This is a genomic window from Cyclonatronum proteinivorum (assembly GCF_003353065.1).
In the GTDB taxonomy this organism is placed as follows: Bacteria; Bacteroidota; Rhodothermia; order Balneolales; family Cyclonatronaceae; genus Cyclonatronum; species Cyclonatronum proteinivorum.
Genome location: NZ_CP027806.1, coordinates 3,520,447 through 3,538,202 on the forward strand (window position 1 = coordinate 3,520,447; position 17,756 = coordinate 3,538,202).

Genomic DNA, 17,756 nt, shown 5'->3' on the forward strand with positions numbered 1-17,756 from the left:
TTTATAGTAACTAAAAGTACAACAGTATTTTTTCTGCCTCGCTTCTTGTCTGCACTTTCAAGATAGAAAGGGCTTGTTTCTCCATCAATTCCAAAGTGTGTGAACGCAGTATTTTTTTGACGCCCGGAATATAAGGACCAGCCATGCTCAGCGAGCTTACCCCGAGCCCTGTTAAAATGCAGGCAGCCTGCGGGTTAGCGGCCAGCTCACCGCATACGCTCACCATAATATCCCGTTTTTTACAGGCCTTCACCACCTGATGAATAAGCCGCCATATAGCGGGATGTGCGGAATTGAAATAGCCCGCTACTTTAGGATTTGAGCGGTCTGCAGCGAGCGCGTACTGCGTAAGGTCGTTGGTGCCGATACTCATAAAATCCACAACTTCGGCCAGGGCTTCCACCATCACAACCGCTGAAGGTACTTCCACCATTATGCCCAGCTCCGGGTGCATGTGCGGGAAGGATTCAAGAAGCGTGTCGAGCTCTGCTCTAACTTCCAGCACATCTTCCAGGCTTGTCACCAGCGGTATGAGAAGCCGGAGCTTACAGGGATAGTTACGTACGGCTTCGAGAATGAGCCGGAGCTGCGCCCGTAACAGGCTTCTGTTTTCAAGCAAAATCCGCACACCACGCCAGCCCAGCGCGGGATTTTCTTCCTTTTGGGCATAGCTTGGGAGTTTATCAGCCCCTACATCATACAGCCTCACGGTCAGATAATCATCACCGGCAAGCTGTGCGGCGCGCTGCAGAAACCGGGTCTGATCATGCGAACGGCCTGACCCGTTCGGGCTTTCTGCCTGATCTTCGGCTTCCGCTTCGGACGCGGCATGACTACCGTCCAGAAAATAAACTTCGGTGCGTAACAGCCCAACGCCTTCCGGCCGGAAACGGGCGACCCGGTCGATTTCGGCTTCAAGCTCGATATTTACGCGGATCGGAACCTGATACCCGCAGGCCGTCATACCGGGCTCGGCGTAAAGATTTTGTTCCTCCGTCTGCCGGATAGCGAGTTCACCTGAAGCTTCTCTGACCGCGGCAACGAGCTCGGGCGTCGGCTGTGTCACCACAATGCCCTTGTAACCGTCCACAACCGCCCACTCTCCGGACTGCACGCCTTTGGTGATCCCCTCCACCTCAAGCACAAAGGGAATGCCCATTGATTTGGCAATGATGGTCGCATGGGTGGTGAGTCCGCCGCGCTCGGCTACGATCCCTTTGACCTTGCGGCGCGCAAATAAGATGATTTCTGAAGGATTGATGGCCTGACTGACTACAATTGAATCTTCCTTCACCTGTACAATCATGTCCTTTTGCTGAAGGCTGTTGATCAGCCTGCTGCGAATGTCCACGATATCCGGAATGCGCTCTTTAAAGAAAGTACTGCCAGAGACCTCAAGCTTCTGTATATAGTTACGAAAAACGAGAAAAATAGCCCGGTCGCCGGATATCAGGTCTGTCCTTATGCGCTCATTGACTTCCGCAATGAGCTGCGGATCGCGCAGTACTTCCCGATGAAAGTTGAGAACATCTTTGGCCGCCCGCCCGCCTGTTTCCTCGTCTTCAGCGGCAAGCTGCGCCATCTTCCGGGTTTCGAGCTCCACAATGCGCATGGCTGAAGCCACTTTTTTCTGCTCTTCACTGACCTGCTGTGAAGCAATTTTCCGGTCAGAAAGCACAACGGATTGTGTATTATACACATAGACGGGACCGGCGTAGAGCCCTTCGGCTGCGGCCATTCCTTTCCAAACCCTGTTCCCCTCTTTCTGCGGCTCAATGTGATACATATTGACTTTTCCTTTGGTCCATAGCTTTAGTCGTCCTCTTCCATCATCCCAAAACCCTCCTCAAAAAGGCGCACAATAGCCTCACAGGCTTCCTGTTCATCTTCCCCGTTGAACTCCAGCAACAATTCAGCCCCGCACTCAGCGGCAAGTGTGAGTACCCCCAGAATACTCTTCGCATTGATCCGGTAGCCGTGGGAGTGTATATGAAATTCAGACTGATATTTAGCGGCCGTTTTTACCAGCATGGAGGCAGGCCTCGCATGAATGCCGCTGGCATTGATTACCGTCACTTTCTTTTTGAGCATAGAAGCCTTTACAATGTATGCGATGAGTTTTTTTAACCGAAACCACAGGTTCCAACAGTACTTCACGGTCTTATTTTTACAATAGCGCAATATATAAATCCTATACATGATTTGGGATAAGATTATGCGGTTAGGGTCTGAAAAGTGGTATTTAAAGATGAATCCGTTTATTTTCGTTAGCTTTAATCTACACCGCCCCTTCCGGCTTTTATTCCACCTTTTTAATCTGCTTTTTTCCATGTCTGTCACAAAAGAAGATGTACTGTACGTTGCCGGCCTTGCACGCCTTCGTCTTTCCAATGAAGAAACCACGCAGCTTGCAGCTGATATGAATCAGATTCTGAGCTACATGGAGCTGCTTAATCAGGTTGACACGACGGATGTTGAACCGCTGGAGCATGTGATGGGACATGAGCCTGAACTCCGGGCGGATGTTGCCCTGCCCCCTCTGCCGCACGAAGAAGCCCTGCGCAACGCGCCCGACGCTGATGCCGATCATTTTCGCGTGCCCAAGGTTATCGAGTAGTCTCCCGCTCCGCCATCACGCCCTATTTTAAACAGCCTGTTCTGTAATCTCCCTATATGCCCGCCAAACGCTCTTCCCGTAAATCCGAAAAGTCTTTTACCCGCCCTTTATCCCGCTGGGATGACCTCCGGCCTGCATGGCAGCACGCCATTTGCCTGGGCTTTCTGCTGATCCTTCCGCTGTTTCACTACAGCGATGTCATTATCGGGGATCAGCGCTTTTTCTCGCCCGATATCATACAGTGGCGGGCGAGTGCAGAATCCGTGATACAGCACCGGGAGCAATACGGGGAAGAGCCGCTGTGGGCGGAGAACATGTTTTCCGGTATGCCGGCTTTTATCGTTTCTTACATGCGCACCGTGCCGCATGCAGACGTTATTTTCAGCTGGCTGGTCACCATATTTCCGGCGGCAGCACTCTGGGTAATGCTCGTTGGAATTTACCTGTTCCTGCTCCGCCTGAAGCTACATCCGCTTGCGGCAGTTACCGGCGCAGTTATTTTAGGGCTTACCACCTACATGCCGATCATTGTCGGAGCCGGTCACAATGCCAAAGTATATGCGCTGGCTTTTATCCCCTGGATGTTTTACGGATACATGCTGCTAACGCGGTCCCGGCACTGGCTGCTCGGTCTGGCCGTTTTTGCATTGGCCGCAAATCTTGAGTTTAGGGCCGGACATCCGCAGGTCACCTATATTTTCCTCTATTTGTTTTTTATCTGGTGGGTTTACGATACCATCAGGGCCTACCGAAGTAAAACCCTTCCGGCATGGATGCGCAAAACCGGACTCATTGCCGCCGCCGCACTGCTGGCGCTGGCTGCCAACATTCAGCCCTACTGGAGCATTTACGAGTACTCCCCTTACAGCATTCGGGGCGGCAGCGATGCTGAAGAGCGCAGCGGCCTCGCCCTTGATTATGCGATGGCCTGGTCGCATGGCTGGTTCGAACTCACAACCCTGGCCGTACCGGGCATTATGGGCGGCAGCTCTGCGGAAGGCCTGTACTGGGGCCCCAAAATAATGACAAGCGGTCCGCATTACCTCGGCGCCCTGGCCATCATGCTCGTGCTGCTGGCGCTTTTCAAGGTGAAGTCAGGATTGAAATGGGTGTTTTTATCGGGTGCCGTGCTCTCGGCTCTTTTTGCGCTCGGCGAACATTTTATGGCCTTTAATGCCCTCTTTTTTGATTACATGCCGCTGTTCAACAAGTTCAGGGCGCCGGAAAAATGGCTCATGCTCACCACCTTCAGTCTGGGTATGCTGGCAGCGCTTGGTGCCAACTGGTTGTTTCAGACTGAGCGGTCGGGGGAAATCACACGCTTAAAAGACGCCCTCTGGCCCTCGGCAGCCGCACTCGGCATAGGCCTGATCCTTTTCTTTGCTGCCGCCAACCAGCTTTCATTTACGAAAGAAGGCGAGCGTCAGCTCATCATGAATCAAATAGCGCAGGCCAATCAGGTTGATGTCAACGATCCGCGTGTTGCGGATGTAGCAGGTCAGATTCTGGCTGAGTTCAGGCTTGATCGTCAGGATCTTGCCCTGGGTGATACGACGCGCTTTTTGCTGTACACCGCAGCAGGTATAGGTCTGCTTGCTGCTTTCACAGCCGCAAAATTACCTGCCTATCTTGTGATTGTCCTGATGATCGCACTTCTCACAGCCGACCTGAGCAGCGTAGGACAGCGCTACATCCCGGCAGAGAGTAAGATGGATCAGTTCATTACGCAAGAAGACTTTCTGGAGCGGCAACGACGGCCCTTTCACACCTTTATACAGCAGGAGCAGCAAAGCCGTGATTATCCGTACCGGGTTTTTCCGATTGATCAGAATCCGTTCAACAATGCAATTCCGGCCTACTTTTTCCCAAGCGTAGGCGGGTACACCGGTGCCAAGCTCAATCGCTATCAGGATGCGATTGACAACGCTTTCTTTGTTCCCCCGGGCCTGAATTTTGGTCTGCTTGATATGCTTAACGTGCGCTACATCACCGCGTCGGCCGACTTTCAGTTTCCTGAGTTTCCGGTAGTTTTTGAAGATGAATCCGGCGTTGTGATGGAAAACCGGGGCGTGCTTCCCAAAGTTTTTGTGCCTGCCAATATCAAAGCTGTGGATCGCCCCGCCGAAGCCCTCGAGTTTATCAGCGCCCCGTTTTTTAGTGCCGACATCCGTTCTGTCATTGAAAAAAGCGAAGACGAGCTGCTGCCCCATCGCGCCGACCCTCGTGCAGATTTTACCATCACACAGTATAATGCGCGGGAAATAAGCTTTTCGATGACCCGCACCGAACCCGGGTACATTGCCATTTCAGAGATGTTTTACCCGGCGGGATGGCGGGCCTACGTGAACGGGGAAGAGCAGCCCATTTATGCGATGAATTTTCTGCTGCGCGGCCTGCACCTCACCGCCGGAGAACATGACGTTCAGCTTGTATTTGAACCCCGCTCCCACTACCTGGGCTCGGTTTTATCCTGGATCTTCAACATTGTTATTATGGTGCTGCTGGGTTTGGGTATTTTTCGGGTGAAAGCTACGGCAGCCTCATCCGGTACAAAGGTAAATTCAGCTGCAGGCGGGGGGCAGGACCGATCTTGAAGCGCGTGCTTCTGATCACCTATTACTGGCCCCCTTCCGGCGGATCAGGCGTACAGCGCTGGCTGAAATATGCCCGGTATTTACCGGCTTCCGGATGGCAGCCGGTAATCTATACCCCGCTCAACCCGGAAGCTCCGGCAACCGACGAAAGCCTGCTCTCAGACGTTCCGCCGGAAGCGGAAATTCTGAAGCGCCCCATCACCGAGCCTTATCAGTGGTACAAAAAAGTAACCGGCCGGAAAGAGTCCGTAAATGTCGGGTTCATTCGTTCTGAGAGAGACGGTCCCGAAAGCCGGGCCGAGCTTTTTTCACGCTGGGTCCGCGGCAACTTCTTCATCCCCGATGCCCGCTGCCTCTGGATTCGCCCCTCCGTGCGCTATCTGCGCAGCTACCTGAGTCAGAATCCGGCAGACGCCATCATCAGCACCGGTCCGCCGCATTCCATGCACCGAATCGCCCAAAAGCTGGCACATAAAACCGGCCTACCCTGGCTGGCTGATTTCCGCGACCCCTGGACCGGCATCGACTTTTATGACGACCTGCTCCTTACGCCTCCAGCCGACCACCTGCATCACCGGATGGAACGGGCTGTTCTGTCTAAGGCCGATGTCGTCACCACAGTAAGCCCGCACATCAGCAGAGAGCTGTACCGCAAAGGCGCCCGGCGGGTTGAGGTCATCCCAAACGGCTACGACCCGGCTGATTTTTCCGGACTGGAAGACAGCCGGAAACCTGATTCCAATACGTTTACCCTCCTCCATTCAGGCTCGCTCGTACCTTCGCGCAATCCGCACAGCCTTTGGGCAGCCTTAAGCAGGCTGTGTGATACATTACCCGGCTTTCGGGAAAGCCTGCGCATACGGCTGGTGGGAAGTGTGGATGGAAGCGTACGTCAGTCGGTGGAAAAGGCCGGTCTGAGCCGGCAGTGTGAGGTTGTACCCTACCTGCCGCATCAGGAAGCGCTGCGGGAAGTATTTTCCTCTGATGTGCTGCTACTGCTCATTAATCAGACGGCCAATGCCGAAGGCTTTCTTTCCGGCAAAGTCTTCGAATATCTGGCTGCCGGTCGTCCGGTGTTGTGTATTGGCCCCAAAAAGGGTGATGCGGCAGCCTTGCTTCGTGAAACAGAGGCCGGACTCACCCACGACTTTGATGATCAGGACGGCATCTTCATCACCCTGAAAGAATGGTTTGCAGCCTGGCAAAAGCAGCAGCCCGTTACTACACCAAACCTGGAGGCCGTCCAAAAATATTCCCGTCCCTTTCAGGCGGCTCAGGTAGCCGCACTGCTTGATAGGCTCCCCGCGCGTAACGACTGAAACGCGCCTGTCTACCTGTATAATTTTTTAAGATAGGATTTCAGGATCCGGGCAAGCTCGGCTGTTTTAATAGGTTTGGTAATATAGTCGTTCATGCCGGAATTCAGACAGCGCTCCTGCTCTTCTTTTACGGTACCGGCCGTTAAAGCCACAATAGGCGCGCTTGCATTATGATGATCAAGCAAGCGGATTTCCTTTGTGATTTCCACGCCATCTTTGTCAGGTAAATGCACATCCATGAAAATAAGGTCTATCGGATCGCCTTTTGAATGCTTTAGCGCCTCTTCAGCATTGTAAGCCTTCAGTAGCTGTGCTTCAGGCAATAGTTTGGAAATCAGCGTAGTAGCAAGCATCATATTGAGCTCCACGTCTTCAACAATGAGAATCACCGGATGCCGGTCGTTAAGCCTGCGGGCAATACTGCTAAACAGTGGTCTGATTTTACCTTGCTGAGCGACTGATACGGTATTTGATTCCGGTTTTTCGGCCTGCTGCAAGTATGCATGCCCCAGCTTATCAAGTACCGTTTCAACACTGAATGGTCTGTTGAGCTTCAGGACAAGGTTGAAGCTGTTTTTCAACGCACGCTCTGCGCGAATAAAGTCCCCTAATGGGTTGACCACCAGACAGATGATCGCCGATGCAGTAACCCGCTTTACAAAACGGCTCAGCATTTTCTCATTTTGAAGCAGCGGATCATCAGCCGAAATAAATACGAGCTGCCATCTTTGCTGATTCTCTTCCTGCAATGAAATAAAGGTTTGCAGCGAATCCACACAGAAGTCTTTAATCTGCACCGACTTCAGAATACGCTTAAAAATCTTCTGTTCAGCTTCATTATCGGAAACGACCAGCACATCTGTGATACCCGGAATATTGGAAGGGAGCGGCGACTTCTGCAGCTCAGCTTCCAGGTCAAGATCAAAGTAAAAAGTGCTCCCTTTTTCAAGCACACTCTCCAATCTGATGCTGCTGCCCATTTTCTGTGTGAGCATATTTGAAATGATCAGTCCGAGACCTGTTCCGCCGAATTTTCGGGTTGTGGAATTATCGGCCTGCGAAAAGGCCTGAAAGAGTTTTTTCTGATTTTTCTCCGAAATCCCTATACCGGTATCGCGTACATAGAAGGTAATGCGCCACTTATCACTGTTAGGAATGGCGGCTCCGTCTACACGGAGTTCTACGGTACCGTTATGGGTAAATTTATTCGCATTGCTGAGCAGGTTAATCAACACCTGTTTCAAACGAAGAGGATCTACAACTACATCAAGGGGCAAACCCGGCTGCATGTTCAGCAGTAAGGTATTACCGTTTTGATGGGTCTGATAGGAAAGAATATCCATGACCTCCTGAATAAGCGCATACAAACTTGTTTTTATGGGATCAAGTTCGAGTTTGCCCGCCTCAATCTTAGAAAAATCCAGCACATCATTAATTAACCCAAGCAGACTTCTGGATGATGAGATCACGTTCGAAACATACTCGTGCTGTTCATCATCAAGATCGGTATCATCAAGCAACTGACTGAACCCGATGACTGCATTTAGCGGGGTGCGTATTTCATGGCTCATGTTGGCCAAGAACAGCGACTTGGCTTTGTTTGCATCTTCCGCCTTTTGTTTAGCTTCCTTAAGCCTGAGTTCGTAATTTTTTCGCTCTGTAATATCACGCGAGATAGCAATGACATACCCAATACCTGCAATGGTTACAAACTTTACAGAGACTTCAACCGGGAAAGTCCGCTTGGTAACAAGGTTTGAGTTGGTACTGTAAATGGTTAAGGGATAGCCTTTTTTCAGCTCCTGAATATGTTCCTGCCAGGTGCCTTCTTCCCTAAACAGTGGCTCAAAGTCTTTTACATGATAGTTTGCTGCATCTTCAGCCCGTATTCCAAGCCGCTGACTCGCTTCGGTATTCACATAGATCATGCGACCGGTTTCATCGGCAACCTGTACCGCATCTGAGGAGTCATTAATCAGGTTCTTTAACAGGCTTAGCTCCTGCTCCCGCATCCTGCTTTCTGTATTGTCGATGGTGATGCCAAGCAAACCGGTCACATTGCCGTCATCATCTTTCATGGGAAGTTTCGAAATGATGCCGAACTTACCCGGTTTGTATTCAAGCTCTTCATTCAGGATCGGTAAGCCTTCTTCCAAAACAATGGAATCCATCAGATTTGCCGGTTCTAAAAATGGTGCCGTATAAAAATCTTCATCCTTTTTTCCAATTACCTCATCCTCGTTCGGAACGCCGAGAATCTCAAGTTCCTGCTTATTCGCAAGGGTCTTACGCCCTTCAATATCTTTGGTATATACACTCACCGGCAGGTTATCAACAACGGTACGAAGCAGACGTGTTTTTTCCCGAAGCTGTTCCTGCGTAGCCCTGAGCTCATTCTCGCGCAAAATCTGCAGAATAGTTCTTGCAAGCATATCGACGATATGGCGTAGCTCATATTTGAAAGAGTAGTCAAAACTGCTGTTCTTGCCCAGCACCAAAAGCCCGTAACCATCTATTTTGTAAACGTAAAACTGCTTGTCATCAATACTTGCTTCAGTCGGAGAGCTGCTTAAGCTGTTTTTTGCTACTGTTTTGATAAGCGAGAACACTTCTTCCCAAATAGGCTGTCTTTTCAAAGACCTCGGAAAAATCACAACCTCTTCTAAAAGCCCGTGTTTATCACGGTACACTGAAGCCATGAAGCAATTCAGCTTTTTCATGAAAACCGGCAGGCACTTTTCTAATATCTGAGGAGAGTGCGCATTGGCATCAATGCTATAAATCAGCTGTAACAGAATGTTTGTGTGAAGTCTTTCTTCGACCATAAATATGCCGGATATAATGGCTTTATCAGATTGCTGACCAGTGCTTTAGTCAATTAAGAGAAAAAATTGCCTTCTTTAAATATACAATATTCAGTTTTTAAGTGCGCAAAATGCTTTAATGGGATGCATCGGGAAGATATGCTCCAAATATCTTCCAAACGAACCGGATGCTGTGGTTTAGAATGACGTAAAAACTAAATTAAGCCTTATTTTAAAGCCCAATTTTTACTTTTTTTCCATGAAATCTATTGTCACCGTTACGGGTGCTCGGCCGCAGTTTGTGAAAGCCTCTGTAGTAAGCAGGGCATTAAAGGCTTCCGGAATTCCGGAACTTCTGGTACATACCGGGCAGCACTACGACGCTGCGATGAGCAGCGTTTTTTTTGAGGAGCTGGGTCTGCCGGAACCGGCCTTTAATTTCGGCGTCGGCTCGGGACCGCACGGGGCACAGACCGCCGAAATACTCCGCAAAACCGAGGCCCTTCTCCTGGAACGGCTCGATCAAACGGCTGCACTCATGGTGTACGGCGATACCAACTCCACCCTCGCCGCTACCCTCGCTGCCGCCAAGCTGCATGTTCCGGTCATACACGTCGAAGCCGGCCTCCGCTCCTTTAACCGGGAAATGCCGGAGGAAGTGAACCGCGTGCTCACCGATCAGCTCAGCAGCCTGCTGTTTTGCAGCTCCGAAACCGGGGCCGTACACCTGCGCAATGAAGGTATCACGGCCGGCGTGCACATCAGCGGGGATGTGATGCAAGATGCGGTGCGGATTTTTTCCGGTATTGCAAACCAAAAAGGAGACGCCCTCCGGCTCGAACCGCTTGATGACGGCGACAGCTTCATGCCCCCCAAAAAAGCTGCCCTGCTTACCGTGCACCGGCCTTCCAATACCGATGTACCCGAAAACATGCAGTCCATATTAGAGGGCATCGCGGATTTTTCAGGGGATGTGATCTGGCCTGTTCACCCGCGTAACCGGCATCACATTTCCGGCCTGCCGACCCCCCGTAACCTACGGCTCGTGAAGCCCCTCCCCTACCTGAGCCTGCTACGGCTGCTGTCGGAAGTCAGCATCGTGCTCACCGATTCCGGCGGCCTACAGAAAGAAGCCTATTGGCTCCGAAAGCCCTGTATCACCCTGCGCGAAGAGACCGAGTGGGTAGAAACGCTGGAAGGCGGCTGGAATCAGCTCACGGGGCCGGATGCTTCGGCTATCCGGTCAGCACTCGATCGAGCGCCTGCAGGTCCGTGGGTGCCGCTGTACGGCGACGGTCAGGCCGCGACTTATATCGCGCAAACCATCAAGACGCATTTTAAGCTATGAACGGACTTGACCTTCAGCGCTTCGATCCCAAAAAATACTATGAGTGGGATTCCTTCGTGCTCGCACAGCGGGACGGCACTCTTTTTCACACGAGCATCTGGCTGAACGAGCAGCCCGAAACCGAAACACAGATTTTCGGCCTGTACTACGAAGGGAAGCTTGTTGGCGGCACCGCCCTCGCTGTAAAAAAACGCTGGGGACAGCGCATCGTCCCGCAGCCGCGCATGACACCCTACTACGGTCCTGTTTTTTCAGATGCGCTCGCACTCAGCGCGGGCCTGAAAAACGCCTGCACCTATCTGCTCTCGCAAGTCTATGCACGCTTCGATGCATTCAGTTTCAATTTGCCCCCGCAGGCGGTGCAGGCCTCACAGGCCTTCGCAGCCGCGCTGCCCGGACTCTTCCCCGATAGCACCATCAAGCCCATGCGCACCAACCGGATTTGCGACATCGAGGCAAACCTCTTACTGGAGAGCTATACCGGCAAGTCACAGCGTCGCTATATTCGCCGCGCATCACGAATGCCGGAAATAAGCACGCAGACGTCCGAAGATTTTGAGCAGCTCTACCTCCTCGCCGAAGAATCCTTTCAGGCCGCAGGACGAAAACATCCCATGCCAAGAGAAACTTTTATCCGTCTCGCAAAAAAACTGCATCATCACGGACTTGCCAATTGCCTGACGGTGGAATTCAAAGGTCAACCGGTAGCCGCTTACTGGGTACCTTTCGACCGGCATACGGCCTACTATCTTTCAAGCGGCCTGAACCAATCCTTCAAAAATCTCCATGCCGGTCCTTATGCCATGCATCTTATGATTCGTGATGCTATGGATCAAAAACTTGTCTTTGATTTCGAGGGATCCATGAATGAAACCATCAACCGGTATTTCACTTCTTTTGGGCCTGAAGAAAAAAAATATGTGCACTTCAGGGTTGTACCTTCAAAAACCTGTCGTTTTTTGATTCAATCAAAAGCACTACGATTTTGATGTGTTTTACGCACAGCTTAAAACTGTACGTCATTTCATTTCTCTCCATTTCATCATTTCGATAGTGTCACCTGTTTCCGTCAGGTAGGCGCCCATACAGTCTGCCGTCAGGCAGGAGTGCACCGGCAGCACACCAATGAGATCCCCGACCTGAATCCGGTCAAATTCCGGTTGCGTCAGTTTGATGATGCCGTGCTCCTGAGACAGTTTACGCACATAGCAGTCCTGCATCGGCTCGCCCCAGTGATGGTCGAAAATGGGAACGGGGCGTCCGAAAATCATCTGATTTGACCCGTCGGGAGCTTTCTGCATCAGCCAATCCTTGGATAAATGAATCGCACCGCCGTGCACCACTATTTCGGTGCGGCTTTCGTGCTTCGCAACGACCGGGCAGGCCATACACACCGCTATATCGGTAAACTCACACGCACCGATAGCCGCCATCGTCAGGTCGTAAAAAATGAAATTGCCCGGCCTGATTTCATCAATTCCGTCGAAATTATCGAGCATAGAGCAGGCAGGCGTGTCGCCCATTGAAATCTTAAGCTCGGGAAAAACAGGCTCCCATGCGGTCAGGAGTGCTTTTAGTGCCGATAATCCCTGCTGATGAATCGCGGCAACTTCATTCCGGTTTGCGGCATCATAGGTATGACCGGCATGAATGTAAAACCCATAAAACGGGAACTGCAGCTCCTGAAAGCACTCAAGCAGCGCTCTGATCTGCCCAGTATCGTTTACCGAAATACCGGTGCGACCATATCCCGCGTCCACTTCGACAAGCACCGTTACCGGATGGGTCAGATGCTTGTGCAAGAAGCGCGAAGCTTCCACCGAAATAACGTTCAAAGTCAGTTTAACCTTTGATACAAGCGCATTGATGCGGTTTATATCCCGGATATTCACCGGGAAGAGTACCGTAATATCGGTACAGCCAGCATCAGCAAAATAGGCTGCCATTTTCAGACTTGAAACGGTGATTCCGGTACAACCACGCTCCGTGAACCAGGGCACGCAGGCTGCTGACTGATGCGTCTTGAAATGCGGATTAAGACGTGCGCCGGCACGCTGCGCCTTCTCTGCCATCCGGTCGAGGTTACGAAGCGCAATGCGGGTATCTAACAACAGTGCAGGACTTGTGCACGATTTCCAGGAAGTTTTCATAAAAAAAGAAGGCTACTATTCGCATGATGATGTGCGCGAATAATAGCCTTCCTTCTGACCCCCTGCAAGCAAAACTTTAGCGCAGCGGATGTATGACCCAAATTCCGGTTCCTGCCCTGCTAATCCTGCGAATCACGCAGCTGATGATACACCTGATTCAAGTCACGGGTAAAGACTTCCTTCTCATGATCGAAATCTTCGTATCCAAATTCATCTTCTTTTTCCAACTCCTTACCATCGAATACACCATGCCTCACGACGATCCACGCAAAGAAAATGACCATCACCTGCGAAAAGAAAAACATGCTGATGAGCAGCCCTGCGTTTGCTTCGAGATTGATTAGCAGCACATAGAGTACCAGAAATAACGTAGCAAACAGAAGCATAAACTGTGGTGTACGAATTTTATGCCAGTAGCTTGAAATGACATCAGAAAATGATGTTGAAACAGACGCCGTTTGGGATTGACCAGATTCCATAAGATTACCTCATTTTTATTGGGATTGTTTTCGCGCAAACAAGCATCCCCCAAACATCATTCAGACTATTTTTAGTAGTATTCCCTATTGAAAAGACATGACTGTAATTCAAATATTGTATTTATGGTTGACTGAAACCTTAAGTCACTTTGCGCCATGCAGATATATAAAAACCGGATACATACAGAACGAGTCATCCATGCATGTGCGGTGGAAAATTTAAAATTATCCGGGTTGTACCGCCAATAGGAGTTTTTCACCTTGCGGGCATATTCAGACGAAGGAGATCCCTCACATGCGCGTTTGATGGTTTCGTGATTGGACTGATATTGAGGCTTCGATGGTGTTCCCGCCAAATGATAAGCGTTCGATTTGATCTTTTGGGATCTTGGGATTTTGGATTGGTGGGCTGATGATGGTTTTTTGCCGTCATATCCCATACCGGCTTATCATTCAGATGCGGTTGATAAAACCTGAAGGCAAAGCCCCAACGGGGCGGCATATCACAGCCCGGGGTGCTAACCCCGGGTTTGGCCGTGACCCGAAAATAGCAAGCCCTGCAAGGGCGGCATATCTCCGTAGCTTTGATTCTGCATGGTGCGCAGTTCCGGCATCGGAGGTATGTCGCCCCTTCAGGGCTCTATTCCTGGCGCGTCAGGTTTCACAGGGTTGGAACCCCGTGCTGTGGTATGCCGCGCTTTCAGCGCTTTTTGTGCTTGATTGCGTCTCGTGATCTGATCCGGTTTAAAAATACGATTCAATGATTTCGTGTAAATCCCGCCCGACAAATCTTAAATATCCGCATTCCTTCAGACGCGTAACGAGCAAAAAAAGCAAGGCACCATGAAACCGATTTGGGATGCCTGGAACCAGCACTGCGCACAGTGATGCTCTCGGAATTCCCCCCAAAAATAAAAAAGGCCGGACAAGCATGGCGTGCTGTCCGGCCGTTTGGGATGGCTGGCCTGAACTTTCCGCGGTGTTTAGCGGACGAGCGTCATGCGGCGGGTAGCGGAGAGGCTACCGGCCTGCAGGCGGTAGAGGTAGATGCCACTTGCAAGGGTGCCGGCGTCGAAGCGGAGCTGATGCGCGCCCGCTGTGCGGAATCCGGCATCGAGGACCGCAACGCGCTGTCCCATCAGATTGAAGACTTCGAGGCGAACTTCCGCGGCTTCGGGCAGTTCGTAGCTGATGACCGTTGCCGGGTTGAAGGGGTTGGGATAATTTTGGTGCAGCCGGAAGCCCGAAGCGATTTCATCGCCGCCGACGGAGACGGGGCCGCCGCTCACGAACTGCACGAAATCCGGACCGATGCCTGCGGTGAAGCTCGTGAGTACATCCCCGTCGGTGCTGAGCACGGTGACGCTACCCGCCGAGCTGAAATCCGGCGCAGTGGTCGCAAAAATGCGGGGCTGATCGCCGTTCCAGAAGCGCATCCCGAAATGGGCAAAATCCCTGAGCTTGTCATCGGCGAAGGTGAGCGTTTCCATGTCGAGCTTCATGATGCCATTGTTGAGCACATATAAAATGTTATCGGCTTCATTGAGCTGAATGCGCTGCGGTTTGCCGGGGACATCCACGGTTGCAGTGACGGTGTCGGTAGCGGGGTCAATGATGCTGATTTTGCCGTCACTTTCGGGGATGCCGAAGCTGCCGGTGCTCATGAGCCACACGCGGCCATCGCTGCCGGTGTGGAGGAAGCGCGGATTATCGTGCACATCGATCAGGGCGGTGCGGGTATCGGTCGCGATGTCGATCACGGCGACCTGCTGACCGTTGCCAAAATCGGTGAGGGCGACATAGGCTTTGCCGCCGCTCACGGCGATACCCTCGGGGTTGGGGCCGACTTCAATCGAGCCGGTAATTTCGTTGGTGACAAGGTCAAGCACCGAAACGGTTGTGCCGGTCAGGTTCGAAACGTAGGCCTTGGTGTCGCTTACCTGCTCAATCCACTGCGGACTGCTGCCGCCGAAATCATCCACGAAAATGCGTTTCATCGACGCAAAGGTTTCCGGATTCACGATTTCGATGGTGTCAGAATTGCTCACCAAAATATAGAGGAGGCCATTTATGAGGGCTGAATGCACCGCCACATCGCCGAGCGGGCGCCCGTTGACCTGCTGAAACACGTTTTGCTGCACCTGCCCGGTCGCGGGATTCCAGGACGTAACCGAGGCGTTGGCCTGCAGGAAGGCGCCCTGATTGAGTACATAGACTTTTTCAAGCTGCTGCGCGTGAAGGCCGGCTGCGAATACCAGCATCAATAGCACGGAGAGAGACGTAATTTTTTGCATCATACTGTTTTTCATGGGTTTGAATTTTATCGATGGATGGCATCCGGGCGAAATCCGGCTGCCGTATTTGATTGAGGTTTTCGTTGGAGGATGTTTCGGATTGGGGAATGAGTGAGGTGCTGCAGCCTGCTTCTTACTGTGGAATTAGCGACGGAAGGGCGCAGGGCAATCAGTACAAAAAGCCGATACGGAGGGAGAGCGTCTGATAGCGGGGCGGCAGCGGGTAGCGGGAGATGAATTCGTGCTGACCGTCGGTGAGGTTGTGAAGCGTCCAGGCGAGGCGGAGTTGGGTGCCGCGGAAGCGGCCTTCGTAGCCGAGCTGCAGGTTCATGTCGGTGAAGGCGCTGAGGGGATCAATCGGACTGCTGTGATCGGCGGTCGTGAATCGGCTGCCCGCGTGCTGCAGGCTGAAATTTGCAAAAGCGCCAAGTTTGCGGATCCCCGCACCGGCTTTCCAGCTCCATTCGGGCACGTAGGTGAGCTGACGATCAACCCGGCGGAGCTGCCCTTCGACCGTTTCTTCGCGCGGAATCGTGGCACGGGTTCGGGCAAGGGCCGCATCCATCGAAAATCCCCAGCCGCGCCAGTCGTAGCTTAGGGAGAGGTCGGCTTCGACGCCCCGGCTGTCGATTTCGAACAGATTCACCGGCGACCAAATCCCGCCGGCACCGGGCAGCCAGCGGATGCCGTTTTCGAACCAGATCCGGTACAGCGTTACGCCCGCCCGCGTTTGGAGTTCGCCGAGATTCCGCGCCCAGGCCGCTCCGGCTTCAAGACTGAGGCTTTCCTCCGGCTTCAAGTCCGGATTGCCGCCCTGCCCCCAGAACAAATCGTTGAGTCCGGGCGGATTGAAATTCCGGGCGATTTGCCCCCGCAGGTACAGGCCGTCGAGCGGCGTGCGCCAGTTGGCGCCGAACGAGCCGGTGAAGGCCTGACCAAAGTCGGAGTAGGTGAGCACCCGCAGCACGGGGTAGATGGCAAGAGTTTGTGTGGGACGCACCTCTGCCTGCACAAAAGCGGAGAGCTGCTGCCGGGTTTCGGTGCCGCTGTAGTTGTTGGTTTCGACGCTCAGATGACCCGCATCGAGCCCGCCGGATAAAAAAAGACGCGTCGAGAGTTCCTGTCGGTACACGAGCCGCGCCTGATGCCGGCGGAGGTCGCTTGTGCTTTCGATGCGCGCGGGCACGTCGGTGTAGTCGAGGGCGTACCATTCGTGAAAACTGCTGAGCTGCCAGAGCCCGCGGCCCTGCTGCCGCGCGAGCAGGTTGGTCCAGCGGGTAAAACGGTCGTCCTGCACGGCGCGCGGATTTCGGATGGCCGAGGAGCCCGCGATGTGATGCTCCGCTGCGCCCAGCCACAGGCTGCCGTCGTAGTGCCAGCTGCCCTGCGTGAAGCCTGCATTCAGTAAGGCGTGCCGGTTCTGAAACTGATTGTTGCGGCGGACTTCCTCCCGCTGCCGGATGTCGTCGAAATACGGGTAGTTGTTCATGGCCTGCGCCCCGCTCAGGTGCAGCGAAGCCCGGAAGACAGGTCCGCGGAAGCCGGTTTGAAGCCCGAACTGCCGTTGCCCCCAGGCGCCGGTTTGCAGAGAGAAGGCCGTCTCATTTTCCGGCTGCGGACTATCGAACAGCACTGCCCCTGCCGTGCTGCCTTCCCCGAAACTCGCACTGCTGTTGCCGGTCGCGACGCGAATATTCGAGGCGAAGCCGGCGGGAATCAGGTTGTAATCGGTCTCGCCCAGCATGGCGTGATTGATGCCGAAGCCGTTCCACATCAGCGAGGTCTGCCGCGCCCCGAAGCCGCGTGCCGAAACCGACTGAATGCCGCCAAGACCGTAGGCACGGATCATCACCGGCGTGTGGAAACGAAGCACATCCCCCAGACTCGCTGCCGCCGAAGCCGCTGCTGCATCCGCGCGAACGAGGCTCACCTCCACCGGCAGACGTTCCGGCGCAACCGGCATACGCGAAGCTTCTATATAGATTTGCTCGAGCCGCAGCCGCAGCGTATCCGGCTGCGCGGTTTGATTTAAAGCATACACAAGTGCCGGAAAAACAGCAAGCTGTAAAATCACAAAAAAGCCCACAACGAGCCAGAAACAAAATGCACCCCTGCCCGGAGTGCTGCAAAAAAAGGAAGACATATAAATGA

General features: G+C 52.7%; 12 protein-coding genes. 5 read left to right on the forward strand and 7 right to left on the reverse strand.

Going from position 1 to position 17,756, the window contains the following annotated elements; translation table 11 throughout:
* Positions 1-10 precede the first annotated feature (10 nt).
* Positions 11-1,786 carry a phosphoenolpyruvate--protein phosphotransferase gene (ptsP, locus tag CYPRO_RS13380; RefSeq protein WP_114985095.1) on the reverse strand — a complete coding sequence of 592 codons (1,776 nt, stop codon included), beginning with the start codon at positions 1,784-1,786 and terminating at the stop codon, positions 11-13.
* 26 nt (positions 1,787-1,812) lie between these two features.
* The gene (locus CYPRO_RS13385) at positions 1,813-2,091 is read right to left on the reverse strand and encodes an HPr family phosphocarrier protein (protein ID WP_114985808.1); all 279 of its coding nucleotides are present in this window, start codon (positions 2,089-2,091) and stop codon (positions 1,813-1,815) included.
* A gap of 238 nt (positions 2,092-2,329) precedes the next feature.
* Between CYPRO_RS13385 and gatC the strand changes: the two genes are divergently transcribed.
* Genes gatC through CYPRO_RS13395 form a run of 3 tightly spaced genes read left to right on the forward strand, consistent with a single transcriptional unit; the run spans position 2,330 to position 6,530 of the window.
* On the forward strand, positions 2,330-2,617 hold the full coding sequence (gene gatC, locus CYPRO_RS13390) for an Asp-tRNA(Asn)/Glu-tRNA(Gln) amidotransferase subunit GatC (protein WP_114985809.1): 288 nt from the start codon (positions 2,330-2,332) through the stop codon (positions 2,615-2,617).
* A gap of 56 nt (positions 2,618-2,673) precedes the next feature.
* A complete protein-coding gene (locus tag CYPRO_RS16610; RefSeq protein ID WP_164682788.1) occupies positions 2,674-5,211 on the forward strand; it encodes a YfhO family protein in 2,538 nt (845 codons plus the stop codon).
* 5 nt (positions 5,212-5,216) lie between these two features.
* The gene (locus CYPRO_RS13395; protein WP_240644884.1) at positions 5,217-6,530 is read left to right on the forward strand and encodes a glycosyltransferase family 4 protein; all 1,314 of its coding nucleotides are present in this window, start codon (positions 5,217-5,219) and stop codon (positions 6,528-6,530) included.
* A gap of 11 nt (positions 6,531-6,541) precedes the next feature.
* Here the strand turns inward: CYPRO_RS13395 and CYPRO_RS13400 are convergent, their stop codons facing one another.
* The gene (locus tag CYPRO_RS13400) at positions 6,542-9,166 is read right to left on the reverse strand and encodes a hybrid sensor histidine kinase/response regulator (protein WP_164682792.1); all 2,625 of its coding nucleotides are present in this window, start codon (positions 9,164-9,166) and stop codon (positions 6,542-6,544) included.
* Positions 9,167-9,593: 427 nt separating this feature from the next.
* Between CYPRO_RS13400 and wecB the strand changes: the two genes are divergently transcribed.
* Positions 9,594-10,682, forward strand: coding sequence for a non-hydrolyzing UDP-N-acetylglucosamine 2-epimerase (wecB, locus tag CYPRO_RS13405; RefSeq protein ID WP_114985098.1), 1,089 nt, complete (start codon positions 9,594-9,596; stop codon positions 10,680-10,682).
* Complete coding sequence (locus tag CYPRO_RS13410) at positions 10,679-11,671, forward strand: GNAT family N-acetyltransferase (RefSeq protein ID WP_114985099.1); 993 nt, start codon at positions 10,679-10,681, stop codon at positions 11,669-11,671. The genes wecB and CYPRO_RS13410 overlap by 4 nt, the downstream gene beginning before the upstream one ends.
* Positions 11,672-11,701: 30 nt before the next feature.
* Here the strand turns inward: CYPRO_RS13410 and CYPRO_RS13415 are convergent, their stop codons facing one another.
* From CYPRO_RS13415 to CYPRO_RS13430, 4 genes are all read right to left on the reverse strand, one after another.
* Positions 11,702-12,832 carry an alanine racemase gene (locus tag CYPRO_RS13415; RefSeq protein ID WP_114985100.1) on the reverse strand — a complete coding sequence of 377 codons (1,131 nt, stop codon included), beginning with the start codon at positions 12,830-12,832 and terminating at the stop codon, positions 11,702-11,704.
* Between the two features lie 119 nt (positions 12,833-12,951).
* Positions 12,952-13,311 (reverse strand): hypothetical protein, encoded by a 360-nt coding sequence (locus CYPRO_RS13420; protein WP_114985101.1) that lies wholly within the window; start codon positions 13,309-13,311, stop codon positions 12,952-12,954.
* Between the two features lie 983 nt (positions 13,312-14,294).
* The gene (locus CYPRO_RS13425; RefSeq protein ID WP_164682794.1) at positions 14,295-15,608 is read right to left on the reverse strand and encodes a DUF5074 domain-containing protein; all 1,314 of its coding nucleotides are present in this window, start codon (positions 15,606-15,608) and stop codon (positions 14,295-14,297) included.
* A gap of 166 nt (positions 15,609-15,774) precedes the next feature.
* Positions 15,775-17,748, reverse strand: a complete 1,974-nt coding sequence (locus tag CYPRO_RS13430) for a TonB-dependent receptor plug domain-containing protein (RefSeq protein ID WP_114985103.1) — start codon at positions 17,746-17,748, stop codon at positions 15,775-15,777.
* Positions 17,749-17,756 lie beyond the last annotated feature (8 nt).